We start from the raw sequence: 13,730 nt of genomic DNA, 5'->3' as shown, positions 1-13,730 counted from the left end.
CACCGCAATGTCATTTCGGTGACAGTCGTCGGCCGCCCGATCGTCGCCCCGTCAGGCCGCTCACTCTTGCGGTCTTGTGCGCGCTCGTGCGGTGGTGCAGGACCCGCAGATGCAGGTGGAACATCGCAAGAGCGGCCATGGTCGCCCGGGGAGTGCGGTCAGCGCTCGTCGGGGACGGCGGCGGGCACCCGGCGTGGGCCGGCCTCGGCCGGGCGGGGTCGGTCCTGCCGGTGCAGCCGGACGGCGACCAGGGCGACGTCGTCGTCGGGCCGGCCGTCGACCAGCCGCTCGAGCAGCTCGTCGCACAGCTCCTGCAGCGGCCGGCCGGCCAGCTCGGCCAGGGCCGCGCGCAGCCGGGCCAGCCCGGCGTCGAGGTCGGCGTCGCGGCGCTCGATCAGCCCGTCGGTGTACAGCACCACGGTGGTCCCGCGGTCCAGGGTCACCGTCGACTCGGTACGGGAGAAGGTCGGGTCGACGCCCAGCAGCAGGTCGGCCTTCCAGTCGGCGAGGACGACCACGCTGCCGTCGGGGTGCAGTGCCAGGGGTGGCAGGTGGCCGGCGTTGGACCAGACCATCCGGGTGACGCCGCGGGCCTGCTCGTCGTCGTCCTGCTCGAAGCGGGCGATGGTGGCGGTGGCCAGGGTGCGCAGCTGCAGCACCTCCATGGCCGCGTCCAGGCCGCGGAGCACCTCGCCCGGGCCGGCACCGCTGTAGGCGGCGATCCCGCGCAGCAGGCTGCGCAGCTGGCCCATCGCGGCCGCGGCGGCGGTGTCGTGCCCGGCCACGTCCCCGATCACCAGCATCGTCGCGCCACTGGGCTGCAGGAAGGCGTCGTACCAGTCGCCCCCCACCCGGGCGGCTTCGACGGCCGGCACGTAGCGCACGACGATCTCGGCGTGGTCGGGCTCCGGCGGATCGGTGAGCAGGCTGCGTTGGAGGCCCTCGGCCAGCTGCTGCTGCTGGTCGTGGAGCCGGCTGTTGTCCAGCGCCAGCCCGGCCCGGTCGGCGACGTCCTGGGCGGTGGCGACGTCCTCCTCGGTGGGGGTGCGGCCGCCGTCGAAGGCCAGCGTCAGCAGCCCGAGGGTCCGGCCGCGGCCGCGCATCGGCAGGGCGAGCACGTGCTCGGGGGCCAGTCGCTCGAGCACGTCGCGCGCCGCGCCGGGCTCGAGCGGCGCCAGCACGTCCCGGCCCGACACGTGCACCTGCGCGTCCACGGGGAGCGCCCAGCCGCCGGGAAGGGCGTCGTGGCGCAGCCGGGCGTACCGCTCCACCAGCTCGTGGGAACCGGGATCGGCGTGCCAGGATCCCACCTCGGCCGGCCGGCCGGAGCGGTCGAACACGGTCGCCAGGCACCAGTCGGCCAGCGCCGGGACGACCAGCTGGGCCAGCCGTGAGGTGGCCGTGCGGGGGTCGAGGCTGCCGGCCAGCTCGGCGCTCACCGAGGCCAGCAGGGTCAGGCGCCGGGCTGACCGCTCGGCCCGCTCCTGCGCCTCCCGGCGCTCGGTGACCTCCAGGAAGTACACCGACAGGCCCTCGGGGGTCGGCCAGGCCCGGAGCTCGTACCAGCCGTCGAGCGGTGCGGGGTAGTAGGCGTCGAAGGAGAGCGGCTCGCCGGTCGCCACCGCCTTCCGGTAGCCCGCCTCGAACGGGCTGTCCACGGCGTCGGGGAAGGCAGTCCAGATCACCGCACCCAGCAGCTCGTCCCGGCTGCGGCCCAGCAGCCGCTCGGCTGCGGCGTTGACGTGGGTGAAGCGCCACTCCTCGTCCAGGGAGTAGAAGCCGGCCGGCATGGCCTCCAGGACGCGGATGACCCGGGCCTCCCCGGCACGTTCGGCGGTCACGTCGTAGACGGCGCCGATGACCCGTTCCGCGCTCCCACCCGGTTGGCCGGCGGCCCGGCCCCGGGCGTACACCCAGCGGGTCTCCCCGCCGGGCAGCACGATGCGGTACTCGGCGTCGTACTCGCCGCACGTGTCGATGGCGGACCTCAGGGCCTCGGTGACCCGGGGGAGGTCGTCGGGGTGCACCCGGTCGTTGAACGCACCGATGTGGTGGTCGAACGTCTCGGCGTCGTACCCGAACATCCTGATAAGCTGCTCGTCCCAGGTGAGCCGCCCGTCGACCAGATCCCAGTCGAACGTCCCGATGCCGGCCGCGTCGATCGCCAGCTGGGCCCGTAGCAGGCCGGCCTCGGTCGAGGGCGCATGGGAGCGCGCCGAGTGGGGCTCCACCGTGGTGCTCACCTGCCCAGACCCCGGTGCCACCGGTTCGCAGTTCACCGCTTCTGGCTGAACGGAACGCCTGAGTTATGTCACGCACCACCGTCCTCGGCAAGGGCTCCCGACCCAGATCACGTCTCGGGCGTGTCGCCGGGAGCGCTGTGCGATAACCGTGCGGTGACGAGGACCAGCAGCGCGTGAGCACCCACCCCTCGGAATCGGGGACCACCTCCGGGAGACCGGCGGAGGGCGCGGCGCTGGACAAGGGGCTCAAGGGCGGTGCGCTGGGGCTGGGCTCCTCGATCGTCCTGGGTGTCTCGTCGACCGCGCCGGCCTACGCGCTGGCCGCGACGCTGGGTTTCGTCGTGATCGCGGTGGGGGTGAAGGCGCCGGCGATCATGCTGCTGTCGTTCATCCCGGTCTGGCTGATCGCGGTCGCGTACGCCGAGCTCAACCGGCGCGAGCCCGACTGCGGGACGACGTTCACCTGGGCTGCCCGGGCCTTCGGTCCGCGCACCGGCTGGATGGGCGGCTGGGGGATCATCGCCGCCGACGTCATCGTGATGGCCAACCTCGCCCAGGTGGCGGGCTCCTACGGGTACCGGTTGGTCGGGTTGGACGGCCTGGCCGGGAGCACCTTCTGGACGACGCTGGCCGGGGTCGGGTGGATCGCCGTGATGACCTGGGTCTGCTACCGGGGGATCGAGCCGACCGCGCGCCTGCAGTACGTGCTGCTGGCGGTGGAGATCACCGTGCTCGTCGCCTTCGCCGGCTACGCGCTGGTCCGGGTCTACACCGGAACGGCACCCGAGGGGGCCCTGACCCCCTCGCTGTCCTGGCTGTGGCCCTCGGGGCTGGACTGGTCGCAGCTCACCGAGGCGACGCTGCTGGCGATCTTCATCTACTGGGGCTGGGACTCCGCGCTGGCGGTCAACGAGGAGACCCGGGAGCCGGCTCGGGCGCCCGGTCGTGCCGCGATCATCTCCACCGTCCTGCTGGTCGGCATCTACGTCGTGGTGACCACGGCGACGGTCGCCTTCGCCGGGGTGGGCACCGAGGGGATCGGGCTGGGCAACGAGGACAACGCCGAGGACGTGCTCGCCGCCCTGGGGGCCACGGTGTTCGGCGACGACGTCCTCGGCCGGGTCTTCGAGGCGTTGCTGGTCCTGTCGGTGCTGACCTCGGCAGCGGCCTGCACGCAGACCACGATCCTGCCGACCGCCCGCGGCACGCTGTCGATGGGCGCCTACCGCGCGCTGCCCGGGGCCTTCGCGCGGGTGCACCCGCGGTACCTGACGCCGTCGGTGTCCACCATCTGGATGGGGATCGTCTCGATCGCCTTCTACGTCGGGCTCACCGCCGTCAGCGACAACGTGCTGCAGGACTCGATCGTGGCCACCGGCATGCTCATCGCCTTCTACTACGGCCTGACGGGCTTCGCCTGCGCCTGGCAGTTCCGGCGCGTCCGGCGCACCGCCCGGGACGTGCTCAGGCGGGTCGTGCTGCCGCTGCTGGGCGGGTTGTTCATGCTGCTGGTGTTCGTGCTGGCCTGCCTCGAGTACGCCGACCCCGGGTACGGCGGGACGGTGTTCTTCGGCGTGGGCGGGGTGTTCGTCGTCGGCGTCGGGACGCTGCTGCTCGGGGTGCTGCTGATGGCCGCCTGGAACGTCGTCGCCCCGGCGTTCTTCCGCGGGGAGACGATGGGGCGCGACCGGCCGCCGGCGCCCGCGGTCCCCGACCAGCTGGGCTGACCGCCGCCCGGGTTGCCCGGCCGCCATTGTTTCCCGCCATCAGCCAATGGGATTGTTTCTGCCCGGCATCTCTCCAGTTCTCCTTTTCCGCTGCCGAAGGACACAGCGAGGAAAGGAGCCGGTCATGGAGACCTTGGCATGCAGGGCAGTGGCACAGGCGGGGCTCGTCGCGGTGACGGCGTCGCTGGACGACCACTCGCCGGAGCGACTGCTGTTCGTGGCCGGGTGGCTGACCACCGCGGCCGACCTGGTGTTGCAGTCGGCGGCGATGGCGGACGTGTCGGGCCTGGACGTCCTGCTCTGAAGGACCCCCTGCCCCCGGCCCGCTCCAGGAGCCCGGCCCGAGCTTGCGAGGGTCGGGGAGGAGCGGGTCCTTTCACTCGCGGTAGGCCCCGGCAGGGGGTCGCACCTCAGCGGCCGCCGGTGAGGGAGCGGCGGCTGGCCCCGAGCTCGGCGTCGTCGGCGGCCCGCCGGCCGGCGTGCCACCCGGCCGGGTCGACGGTCCGTCCGCCGCGCCGCCGCAGGTGCGGGAACAGCTCGCTGACCGCCGCCTCGACGGCGCGTTCCCGCTCGGCCAGCACCGGCACGAGGTCGGTGCCGTAGATGGTGGTCGCCTCCGCGGTCGCCTGCTCGCGGGCGCTCTCCAGCCGTTCACCGATCCGCTGCGCGAACGAGTACAGGAAGCCCCGCCGGTAGGCCGTGGACCGGGCACGCGCCCCGCCGGTGCCCGCCGCGACCGTCATCGCCCGGCCGGCCTGCACCAGCAACGACGTGACCAGCAGCTCCACCAGGTCCAGGTCGTCGGCCGCACCGACCAGCGTGGCCAGCCCGAACGCCGGGTGCAGCACGACGCGGACCCCGTTCGCCGACCCCACCGCCTGCACCACGGCGGCCTTGGCCTCGACGTGCGGTTCCTCCAGGTGCATGCGCCGGGCCAGCACCGAGGTGGCCGCCGCACCGGACCGCTGCCCGAGCACCGCGGCGTCGATCGTGTGCCGGGCCATCAGCGACTGCGCCTTCGCCGACAGCGCCTCGGCCTCCTCGGGGAAGTCGGTCGACTCGGCCTTGGCCAGCAGCGCCCGGATGCGGGCCAGCATCTTCGGGTCCGCCCCCTCGACATCGACCGGTGCCGTCCGGCGCCCCGACGTCCACGACGACGGCGGGGTGAGCAGCACCTCCAGCGGCGGCAGCTCCCGCACCACCCCCAGGACGCGGAGGACGTCGCGCCAGGCGCCGGCGGCGTCGACCCGCTCGGCGCGCCACCAGCCGGCCACCGAGGTGGCGGAGCCCGGCGCGCCGCCCTCCAGTTGGGCCGCCCACGCGCCGGGTGCCCGCTCGGCGGCCCCGCTCGCGCTCGCCTCGGCGCCGATCACCGCCGCGATCAGCCGCGCCCCGCGGCCGCTGGTGCGGCGGCGGACGACGTGCACCAGGTCGGCGGGCTGCCAGCCGGACTCCCACAGGTACGGCAGCGCGCTGGTCAGGGCGCGCTGGGCGTGGCCGGCCGTGTCGACGCCCGGGTCGAGCACCATGAGTCGCCGCACCAGTGGGTCGAGCTCGGCGGCCAGCACGCCGGGCTGGGCGGCCAGCCGGGAGCCGGCGATGAGCAGCAGCGGGAGCGGGTCGTCGATGATGGGTCCTCCTCGTGCGGGTCCCGCCGGCGGGCGCCGGCGGGACGGTGATCCCTGCAGCGTGCCGGGAACCGTGGCCGCCGCCGGGTACCGGCGCAGTGCTGTGGACAGACCTCCGCGCCGTGGACGCCGGCCGGCGGTCAGGCGCGGGGGCGCACCGTCGTCGCGGCCCGGCGGGCGGTCGCGCGGGCGGCGTCGACGTCGCCGTCGTCCACCCGGGCCAGGGCCACGCCCATCCGCCGCCGGGGGAAGCTCGCCGGCTTGCCGAACAGCCGCAGGTCGACGCCGGGGGCGGCCAGCGCCTCGCCGACCCCGTCGAAGGTGATGCCGACGGCGTCGGTGCCGCCGTAGACGACGGCCGAGGCGCCCGCGTTGCGCAGCGCGGTGTCCACCGGCAGGCCCAGGAAGGCCCGGGCGTGCAGCTCGAACTCGTTCTGCCACTGGGTGGTCAGCGTGACCAGGCCGGTGTCGTGCGGCCGGGGGCTGACCTCGGAGAACCACACGTCGTCCCCGCGGACGAACAGCTCGACACCGAAGACGCCCAGGCCGCCCAGATCGCCGGTGACCGCGGCGGCGACGGCCTTCGCACGGTCCAGCGCCACCGGCGACATCGGCTGGGGCTGCCAGCTCTCCACGTAGTCGCCGGCCTCCTGGCGGTGCCCGATCGGCGCGCAGAACGACGTCGTCGGCTCGCCGTCGCGCAGCCAGCGCACGGTCAGCAGGGTGATCTCGTAGTCGAAGTCGACGAACCCCTCCACGATCACCCGGGTGCCGGCCACCCGGCCGCCGGCCATCGCGTACTCCCAGGCGGGCTCGACGTCGTCGGGCCCGTCGAGCTTGCTCTGCCCCTTGCCGGACGAGGACATCACCGGCTTGACCACGCACGGGAAGCCGACCTTGGTGGCCGCCGCGCGCAGCTCGTCGAGCGAGTCGCAGAACCGGTAGGGGCTGGTCGGCAGGCCCAGTTCCTCGGCGGCCAGCCGCCGGATGCCCTCCCGGTCCATGGTCAGCCGGGCGGCGCGCGCGGTCGGCACCACGCGTACGCCCTCGGCCTCCAGCTCCACCAGCGTGCCGGTGGCGATCGCCTCGATCTCGGGGACGACGACGTCCGGTCGCTCGGCCTCGATCAGCGCGCGCAGCTGGTCCGGGTCGCTCATCGGGATGGTGCGGGAGTGGTGGGCGACCTGGTGGCCGGGGGCGTCGGCGTACCGGTCGACGGCGATGGTCTCCACGCCCAGCCGCTGCAGCGCGATGAGCACCTCCTTGGCCAGCTCGCCGCTGCCCAGGAGCATCACTCGGGTGGCCGACGGCGACAGCGGGGTGCCCAGGGAGACCATGCCGATCAGGCTACGGAGGGCACTCCCCGGGATGACGTGTCGAGGTGTCGACATGTCGCTAGGTTGACCTGGTGCCCGATCTCGCCGCCCGTGCCCGCACCCTGCTCGAGCTGCACACCGCGCCGGAGGTGCTGGTCCTGGCCAACGTCTGGGACGTCGTCTCCGCCCGGGTCGTGGCCGGCACGCCGGGCGTCCGTGCCCTGGCCACCGCCAGCCACTCGATCGCGGCCACCTTCGGCTACGCCGACGGCGAGCAGATCCCGCTGGCCCTGCACCTGGACATGGTCGAGCTGATCGTCGACGCCGTGGAGCTGCCGGTGACGATGGACATGGAGGCCGGCTACGGCGACCCGGGCGAGACCGCCCGCCGGGCCATCGCCGCCGGTGCGGTGGGTGGCAACCTCGAGGACCAGCTGCAGCCGCTGGACGAGGCGGTGGCCGCCGTCGAGGCGGTGCTGCGCGCCGGGCGGGACGCCGGCATCGACTTCGTGCTCAACGCGCGCACCGACGTGCTGCTCTCCCCGGACGGCGATCGTGGACCGGCCCTGGCCGAGGCGGTCCGCCGGGGCCGGGCCTACCTGGAGGTGGGCGCTCCGGTCGTCTTCGTGCCCGGGGTGAGCGCCCGCGAGGAGGTCGAGGCCCTGGTCGAGGGCATCGGCCGGAACAAGGTGTCGCTCCTCCTCCGGCCGGGTGCCTCGCTGCCGGTCCGGGAGCTGCAGGAGCTCGGCGTGGCGCGGGTCTCCACCGGGCCGTTCACCCAGCGGGTGGCGCTCACCGCGCTGCAGAACGCCACCGCCGCGCTGGTCGCCGGGGGCTCGCTGCCGGAGGGCACTCGCACCCTCGATTAAGAAAGGACCCCGTCTCACCCTCGCAGGCCGGCGCGCACCCCCTCGGTGGCTGAGGGCGGCGGACTGGCGGAGCATCGGGCCATGACCGCCGACCTGCTGCTGCCGGCCGACTTCTTCGGCTTCGAGACCCTGCTGCCCGAGGACGAGCAGAAGGAGCTGCTGGCGCTGCGCGAGTTCCTCACCACCGAGGTCAGGCCCCGGGTCAACGAGGCCTGGGCGGCGGCCGAGTTTCCGATGGACCTGATCCCGCGCTTCGCCGAGGCCGACATCGTCGGACGCTCCTACGACTGGGACGGCCGCCCCCGGGCGTCCCGGTTGTTCACCGGCTTCCAGGCGATGGAGCTGTCCCGCGTCGACCCGTCGATGGCCACCTTCCTCGGCGTGCACAACGGCCTGGCGATGGGCTCCATCATGGTGCTCGGCTCCGCGGAGCAGCGGCAGCGCTGGATCCCCGCGATGATGCGGCTGGAGGCCATCGGCGCCTTCGGTCTCACCGAGCCCGAGGGCGGCTCCGACGTCGCCCGCGGGATGCGCACCACCGCCCGGCGGGACGGCGACTCGTGGGTGCTGGACGGCGCCAAGCGCTGGATCGGCAACGGCACCTTCGCCGACGTCGTCGTCGTTTTCGCCCGCGACGTCGCCGACGACCAGGTCAAGACCTTCCTGGTGGAGAAGGGCACCCCCGGCTTCACCGCCACCAAGATCGAGGACAAGTTCGCGCTGCGCACGGTGCAGAACGCCGACCTCGCGTTCACCGGCTGCCGCATCCCCGCCGAGGCCAAGCTCGAGGGCGGCAACTCGTTCAAGGACGTGAACAAGGTGCTCAAGGTGACCCGCGGCGGGGTGGCCTGGAGCGGGGTCGGCTGCCAGGTGGGCGCCTACGAGGTGGCGCTGGCCTACGCGAAGGAACGCCATCAGTTCGGCCGGCCGATCGCCGGGTTCCAGCTGGTCCAGGACCTGCTCGCCCGGATGCTGGGCAACGTCACCGCCAGCATGGGGATGACGGTGCGGCTGTCCCAGCTGCAGGAGCAGGACGTTCTGCGCGACGACCAGGCGGCGCTGGCCAAGGGTTACGTGACCAGCCGGGGACGGGAGACCGTGGCCTGGGCCCGCGAGCTGCTCGGCGGCAACGGCATCGTGCTCGACCACGACGTCATCCGGTACTTCAACGACGCCGAGGCGCTCTACTCCTACGAGGGCACCCGGGAGATGAACACCCTCATCGTCGGCCGCTCGATCACCGGTCTCAGCGCCTTCGCCTAGGCCCCCCATTCAGGGGCCCGCCCCGAGCTTGCGAGGGGTGCGGGGAAAGGGGGTCCTTCACCCGTTCGGGGGACCCGGGCGGTGTCCCGGTGCAAGTTGCGATCCCGCGGTGACGACATCTCCTCCAGGACGCCAGCAAGGCATCCGACGTCGTCGTGTGGAGGAGGAGCCGTGTCCGGCCAGTCCGTGCTCGTGGTGGAGGACACCGACGAGATCCGTGAACTGGTGGTGACCGTGCTGCGCCGTGCCGGGATGGACGTCCGCGAGGTCGTCTCCGGTGCCGCCTGCCTCGAGGAGGTCCGCCGGTCGGCCCCGGACGTCGTCGTCCTCGACCTCGGGTTGCCCGACGCCGACGGCACCGAGGTGTGCCGCCAGCTGCGCGCCGAGACCGACTGCTACGTGCTGATGCTCACCGCCCGGGCCGAGGAGGTCGACCTGCTCATCGGGCTGGCCGTCGGCGCCGACGGCTACATGGCCAAGCCCTTCTCCCCGCGCGAGCTGGTGGCGCGGGTGCAGACCATGCTGCGCCGGCCGCGCACTCCCTCGGTGCCCGTGCCGCGACCCGCGGTCGAGGACTCCGTCCGGCGGCTGGCCGAGCTCGAGGTCGACCCCGACAGCCGCGAGGTGCGGGTCGACGGCTCGGCCGTCGACCTGACCCGCACCGAGTTCGACCTGCTCGCCGCCCTGGTCTCCCGCCCCGGGCGGGTGCTGCAGCGCGAGACCCTGCTGCGTGAGGTCTGGCAGACCGACTGGGAGGGCAACCTCCGCCTGGTCGAGGCACACATGTCCAACCTGCGCCGCAAGCTCACCGCAGCCGGGCTGCACTCACCCGAGATCCGCACGGTCCGCGGGGTGGGCTACCGGCTGGTGGCCTGACGCCCCGCACCCCCGAACTCGCCCCGTCCGAACGCACAGTGCCCATCCCGGTCCTCCGGGGTGGGCACTGTGCGTCTCGTCGTCCTCGGTGGTGCTCAGCGACCGACCGCCCTGCGGCGGGCCGCGGCCTCGGCGGCGTGCGCCAGGTCGGCGAACTGGTCCAGCAGGTCGTGGGTCGAGGCCCCACGGTGGGCGTCCCGGGCGAGCCAGGCGAGGTCGCCGCGGCGGGCGGCCGTGTCGGTGTCGACGATCAGGGCGGTCAGCACGTGATGATTCCTGACTTCTGGGACTCGGCAGTCCAGCCGTAGTCGGTCTTGGCGGTGACGGTGACCCGGATGTTCGCGTCGGCGTAGTCGCCGTCGACGTTCTCGGTGACCGAGGTGATGGAGGCGGGAACCTCGGTGACCTCCATCTTGCCGCCCCCCAGGTAGGCGGTGATCACGTAACTGGTGACCCGCGGCGTGCTGCTGGCCTGCCACGACAGCTTGGCCCGCATCGTCGTGGAGGCGCGTGTGGTCGTGACGCCGTTGTAGCTCACCGTGTAGGTGGTGGTCCAGCACCTGGTGCCGCCGGTCCTGAGGTCGGTCGGTGCGGCGACCTCGACGGTGCCGACGGTCGCGGCGAGCGCGGGGCTCTTCCCGCTGAAGGCGGCCATGGCCGGCGTCGTGCCGAGGACGACCGCGACGAGCGCGGCGAGCAGCACCAGGGTGCGTCGGGTGGCGGTCATGCCCGCTGCCCGCCGTCCGGCTGGTCCTCGGTGCGGGTGGGGGTCCAGATGGTGAGGAGGAGCCAGCCGGCGAGGAGTGCGGGGGCGCCGTAGACGAGGGCTTGGCTGACGATGGGGGTGCGGAGGGCCTGGATGAGGTTGCCGAGTTCGGGGATGACGGCGGTGACCTGCCAGGCGGTGTCGCCTTGGAGGGTGGCCTGCCAGGGGTCGGGGGCGTCGTTGGCGTCGCCCTTGGTCTGGACGGTGACGGCGCCGTCGGGTGCGGTCTCGACGGAGAGGACGCGGTGGCTGACGAGGCGGTGGTCGTCGATGGGGATGTGGTAGCTGATGACCATCCCGGCTTGGACCTCGGAGATGGGGAGGGGGGTGACGACGACGACGTCGCCGGGGTTGATGTCGGGGGCCATGCTGGCGGTGAGCATGGTCATCGTGCGGTAGCCCAGGACGTGGGGTCCGAGGGCGAGGCCGGCGAAGACGGCGATGGCCGCGAGCATCATCAGGCGGACGGTCCAGCGGGTGAGGTGGGCCAGGGCCCGCTTGCCGCTGGTGGTGCGTGCCGTGCCGGCCGTGCTGCGGGCCGTGCGGTCCGGGTGGGCCGTGGTGCGGTCCGGGGTGCGGTCCGTGGTGGGCCGCGCCGGGGTCTGGGGTGGGCGGACCCCGGTTCCGGGGTGGGTGACGCGGGGCGCCAGCAGGGCGGCGGTCATGGCGGGTCCTCGGTGTCGTCAGCGGATGGGCGGCGGGCCGCTGGTCAGCGGGTGGTGCCGCTCGCCTGGGTGCCGCCGAAGGTCAGCGAGAGGGCGGAGGACAGGCCCTGGAAGTCGTTGTCGGCGCTGGTGGGCAGGGCGAGGGTGACGACGAGGTGGTCGGTGCCGCCGGCGGTGAGGCTGGCCGGGGTGGGCACGCCGAAGGTTCCGACGGCGGGGAGCTCGCTGATGAGGTCCTTGGTGGTGCCGGAGCAGGCGTAGGTGGTGGCGGTGGGCTTGGTCCAGGCCACGGAGCAGGACTTGACGGTGAGCTTGAGGCCGTCGGCCTGGTCGGTGTTGAGCAGGCTGGTCTTGGTGGCCTCGGAGGCGGTGCTGGTCAGGTTCAGGGCGCCGAAGTTGGCGGTGCCGTCGTTGACCAGGGTGACCGAGCGGGACAGCGAGTCGCCGGGGACGAAGTTGTTGGCGGCCATGGTCAGGGTGCCGGTGTCGTTGGCCGGGTTCAGGTTGATCGACAGGGTGCCGGTGTTGACCGTGGCGTTGAGCGGGGCGGTGCTGTCGGTGAACGTGCCGAAGGTGCCCAGGCCGGCGACGGCGGCTGCGGCGCCGATGATGCCCAGGGAGCCGATGACCTTGCGGGCGGTGCGGGTGCGGGTGGTGGTGGCGTTCATGTCGGTCTCCGGTGTGTCGGTCCTCGTCGGCGGGTGTTCCCGGCGACAAGGACGACTCTGGAGGCCCAACCGCAGGCCACCCGCCAGCGATCCGCAAGAACAGCGCAAGATGGACGGCCCCCTTGCCCCCCACCGCTCGCAGGCTCGCGACGGGCCCCTGCACGGGGGCCGGGGCGACGACACCCCCGCCCAGGAGCCGGGCGGGGTTCTCGTTCAGCCGCGGGCGCCGGCGACCAGCCGGAGCCGGGAGCGCTGCTGCTCGGCGGTGATGCGGCCGGCTGCGGTCTCGACGGACAGGGCGACCGTGGCGAGGTCGGCGACCAGGTGGTGGGCGAGGATGCCGCGCCGGGCGTCGGCGGCGATCGCCTGGCAGATGCCGGCCACCTCGGGGTGGCCCAGCTGGCCGCTGGTGCCGGCCAGGGTCTGGGCCGCGGCGGCCACGGCTGCGGTGTTGCCCTGCCGCACGCTGCTGGCGATGGCCGTGAGGCGGCCGGGCAGGGCGTCGTCGTACATCCCCTGCAGGCGGCCCATGAGCTGGTCGTCGACGTCGTCATCGCGCAGATCGTCATCGCGCAGGTCGTCGGCGCCCGCCGACGCGGCAGTGCCGGGTTCGGCCACCGGCCCGGCGCTGCGGCGCTCGACCAGGTCCAGCAGCAGCCGGGCATCGATCGGCTTGGCCAGGCAGGCCAGCGCGCCGGCGGTGCGGCACTCGGCGCGCACCGCGGCGGTCGGCCCGGCGGTGACCGCGAGGAAGCGGGCAGTGCTGCCGGCCCGGCGCAGCCGGCCGAGGAGCTGCGGGCCGCTGCCGTCGGGGAGCAGGACGTCGGTGACGACGAGGTCGGGGGAGACCGTGGCGCTGGCGGCGAGGGCCTGGTCGGCGGTGCTCGCCTCGCAGACCTGCCACCCGCCGAGCTGCAGCAGCCCGGCCACCTGGCGGCGGGCGACGGCGTCGGGGTCGACGACGAGGGCGGTCAGCGGGCCGGTCACGGCTGGTCCTCGGTGCGGGTGGGGGTCCAGATGGTGAGGAGGAGCCAGCCGGCGAGGAGTGCGGGGGCGCCGTAGACGAGGGCTTGGCTGACGATGGGGGTGCGGAGGGCCTGGATGAGGTTGCCGAGTTCGGGGATGACGGCGGTGACCTGCCAGGCGGTGTCGCCTTGGAGGGTGGCCTGCCAGGGGTCGGGGGCGTCGTTGGCGTCGCCCTTGGTCTGGACGGTGACGGCGCCGTCGGGTGCGGTCTCGACGGAGAGGACGCGGTGGCTGACGAGGCGGTGGTCGTCGATGGGGATGTGGTAGCTGATGACCATCCCGGCTTGGACCTCGGAGATGGGGAGGGGGGTGACGACGACGACGTCGCCGGGGTTGATGTCGGGGGCCATGCTGGCGGTGAGCATGGTCATCGTGCGGTAGCCCAGGACGTGGGGTCCGAGGGCGAGGCCGGCGAAGACGGCGATGGCCGCGAGCATCATCAGGCGGACGGTCCAGCGGGTGAGGTGGGCCAGGGCCCGCTTGCCGCTGGTGGTGCGTGCCGTGCCGGCCGTGCTGCGGGCCGTGCGGTCCGGGTGGGCCGTGGTGCGGTCCGGGGTGCGGTCCGTGGTGGGCCGCGCCGGGGTCTGGGGTGGGCGGACCCCGGTTCCGGGGTGGGTGACGCGGGGCGCCAGCAGGGCGGCGGTCATGGCGGGTCCTCGGTGTCGTCAGCGGATGGGCGGCGG

The 13,730-nt window shown here is 73.7% G+C and carries 14 protein-coding genes; 5 read left to right on the top strand and 9 right to left on the bottom strand.

Translation table 11 applies throughout. The features are described 5' to 3' along the window. Positions 1-158 precede the first annotated feature (158 nt). Positions 159-2,243 carry a SpoIIE family protein phosphatase gene (locus tag ACYVG5_RS06250; protein ID WP_460683030.1) on the bottom strand — a complete coding sequence of 695 codons (2,085 nt, stop codon included), beginning with the start codon at positions 2,241-2,243 and terminating at the stop codon, positions 159-161. A gap of 173 nt (positions 2,244-2,416) precedes the next feature. Here ACYVG5_RS06250 and ACYVG5_RS06245 point away from each other — a divergent pair, with 173 nt between their 5' ends. Further along, positions 2,417-3,970, top strand: coding sequence for an APC family permease (locus ACYVG5_RS06245; RefSeq protein WP_222045898.1), 1,554 nt, complete (start codon positions 2,417-2,419; stop codon positions 3,968-3,970). Positions 3,971-4,094: 124 nt separating this feature from the next. Next, entirely contained in the window at positions 4,095-4,274 is a 180-nt protein-coding gene (locus tag ACYVG5_RS06240) for a hypothetical protein (RefSeq protein WP_222045897.1), read from the top strand. Positions 4,275-4,380: 106 nt separating this feature from the next. On the opposite strand, the gene ACYVG5_RS06235 is transcribed toward ACYVG5_RS06240, so the two are convergent. Both ACYVG5_RS06235 and purT read right to left on the bottom strand, forming a co-directional pair. Continuing rightward, positions 4,381-5,538 carry a DUF2786 domain-containing protein gene (locus ACYVG5_RS06235; protein ID WP_460683029.1) on the bottom strand — a complete coding sequence of 386 codons (1,158 nt, stop codon included), beginning with the start codon at positions 5,536-5,538 and terminating at the stop codon, positions 4,381-4,383. A 200-nt stretch (positions 5,539-5,738) separates the two neighbouring features. After that, on the bottom strand, positions 5,739-6,935 hold the full coding sequence (gene purT / locus ACYVG5_RS06230) for a formate-dependent phosphoribosylglycinamide formyltransferase (protein ID WP_222046302.1): 1,197 nt from the start codon (positions 6,933-6,935) through the stop codon (positions 5,739-5,741). 71 nt (positions 6,936-7,006) lie between these two features. On the opposite strand from purT, the gene ACYVG5_RS06225 reads away from it, so the two are divergent. From ACYVG5_RS06225 to ACYVG5_RS06215, 3 genes are all read left to right on the top strand, one after another. Beyond that, positions 7,007-7,783, top strand: coding sequence for an isocitrate lyase/PEP mutase family protein (locus tag ACYVG5_RS06225; protein WP_222045892.1), 777 nt, complete (start codon positions 7,007-7,009; stop codon positions 7,781-7,783). An 81-nt stretch (positions 7,784-7,864) separates the two neighbouring features. Then, entirely contained in the window at positions 7,865-9,046 is a 1,182-nt protein-coding gene (locus ACYVG5_RS06220) for an acyl-CoA dehydrogenase family protein (RefSeq protein ID WP_222045890.1), read from the top strand. A 171-nt stretch (positions 9,047-9,217) separates the two neighbouring features. Beyond that, positions 9,218-9,922: a response regulator gene (locus tag ACYVG5_RS06215; protein ID WP_222045888.1), complete on the top strand. Its 705-nt coding sequence runs from the start codon at positions 9,218-9,220 to the stop codon at positions 9,920-9,922. 95 nt (positions 9,923-10,017) lie between these two features. Here the strand turns inward: ACYVG5_RS06215 and ACYVG5_RS06210 are convergent, their stop codons facing one another. The 6 genes from ACYVG5_RS06210 to ACYVG5_RS06185 form a co-directional block, all read right to left on the bottom strand. Further along, positions 10,018-10,188: a hypothetical protein gene (locus tag ACYVG5_RS06210; protein WP_222045886.1), complete on the bottom strand. Its 171-nt coding sequence runs from the start codon at positions 10,186-10,188 to the stop codon at positions 10,018-10,020. Further along, a complete protein-coding gene (locus ACYVG5_RS06205; RefSeq protein ID WP_222045884.1) occupies positions 10,182-10,649 on the bottom strand; it encodes a hypothetical protein in 468 nt (155 codons plus the stop codon). The genes ACYVG5_RS06210 and ACYVG5_RS06205 overlap by 7 nt, the downstream gene beginning before the upstream one ends. Continuing rightward, a complete protein-coding gene (locus tag ACYVG5_RS06200; RefSeq protein ID WP_222045882.1) occupies positions 10,646-11,353 on the bottom strand; it encodes a signal peptidase I in 708 nt (235 codons plus the stop codon). Before ACYVG5_RS06200 ends, ACYVG5_RS06205 begins: the two co-directional genes overlap by 4 nt. A 44-nt stretch (positions 11,354-11,397) precedes the next feature. Beyond that, positions 11,398-12,021, bottom strand: a complete 624-nt coding sequence (locus ACYVG5_RS06195; protein ID WP_222045876.1) for a TasA family protein — start codon at positions 12,019-12,021, stop codon at positions 11,398-11,400. Positions 12,022-12,234: 213 nt separating this feature from the next. Then, the gene (locus ACYVG5_RS06190; protein WP_222045880.1) at positions 12,235-13,008 is read right to left on the bottom strand and encodes a response regulator transcription factor; all 774 of its coding nucleotides are present in this window, start codon (positions 13,006-13,008) and stop codon (positions 12,235-12,237) included. Continuing rightward, complete coding sequence (locus ACYVG5_RS06185) at positions 13,005-13,694, bottom strand: signal peptidase I (protein ID WP_222045878.1); 690 nt, start codon at positions 13,692-13,694, stop codon at positions 13,005-13,007. Before ACYVG5_RS06185 ends, ACYVG5_RS06190 begins: the two co-directional genes overlap by 4 nt. Positions 13,695-13,730 lie beyond the last annotated feature (36 nt).

The organism is Modestobacter lapidis (assembly GCF_054780755.1).
This window is presented reverse-complemented; position numbering and strand designations above follow the sequence as displayed.

Coding starts and splice junctions, on each gene's coding strand:
- ACYVG5_RS06240 (WP_222045897.1), top strand. CDS start 4,095: ATGGAGACCTTGGCATGCAGGGCAGTGGCACAGGCGGGGCTCGTCGCG.
- purT (WP_222046302.1), bottom strand. CDS start 6,935: ATGGTCTCCCTGGGCACCCCGCTGTCGCCGTCGGCCACCCGAGTGATG.
- ACYVG5_RS06220 (WP_222045890.1), top strand. CDS start 7,865: ATGACCGCCGACCTGCTGCTGCCGGCCGACTTCTTCGGCTTCGAGACC.
- ACYVG5_RS06205 (WP_222045884.1), bottom strand. CDS start 10,649: ATGACCGCCACCCGACGCACCCTGGTGCTGCTCGCCGCGCTCGTCGCG.
- ACYVG5_RS06200 (WP_222045882.1), bottom strand. CDS start 11,353: ATGACCGCCGCCCTGCTGGCGCCCCGCGTCACCCACCCCGGAACCGGG.
- ACYVG5_RS06195 (WP_222045876.1), bottom strand. CDS start 12,021: ATGAACGCCACCACCACCCGCACCCGCACCGCCCGCAAGGTCATCGGC.
- ACYVG5_RS06185 (WP_222045878.1), bottom strand. CDS start 13,694: ATGACCGCCGCCCTGCTGGCGCCCCGCGTCACCCACCCCGGAACCGGG.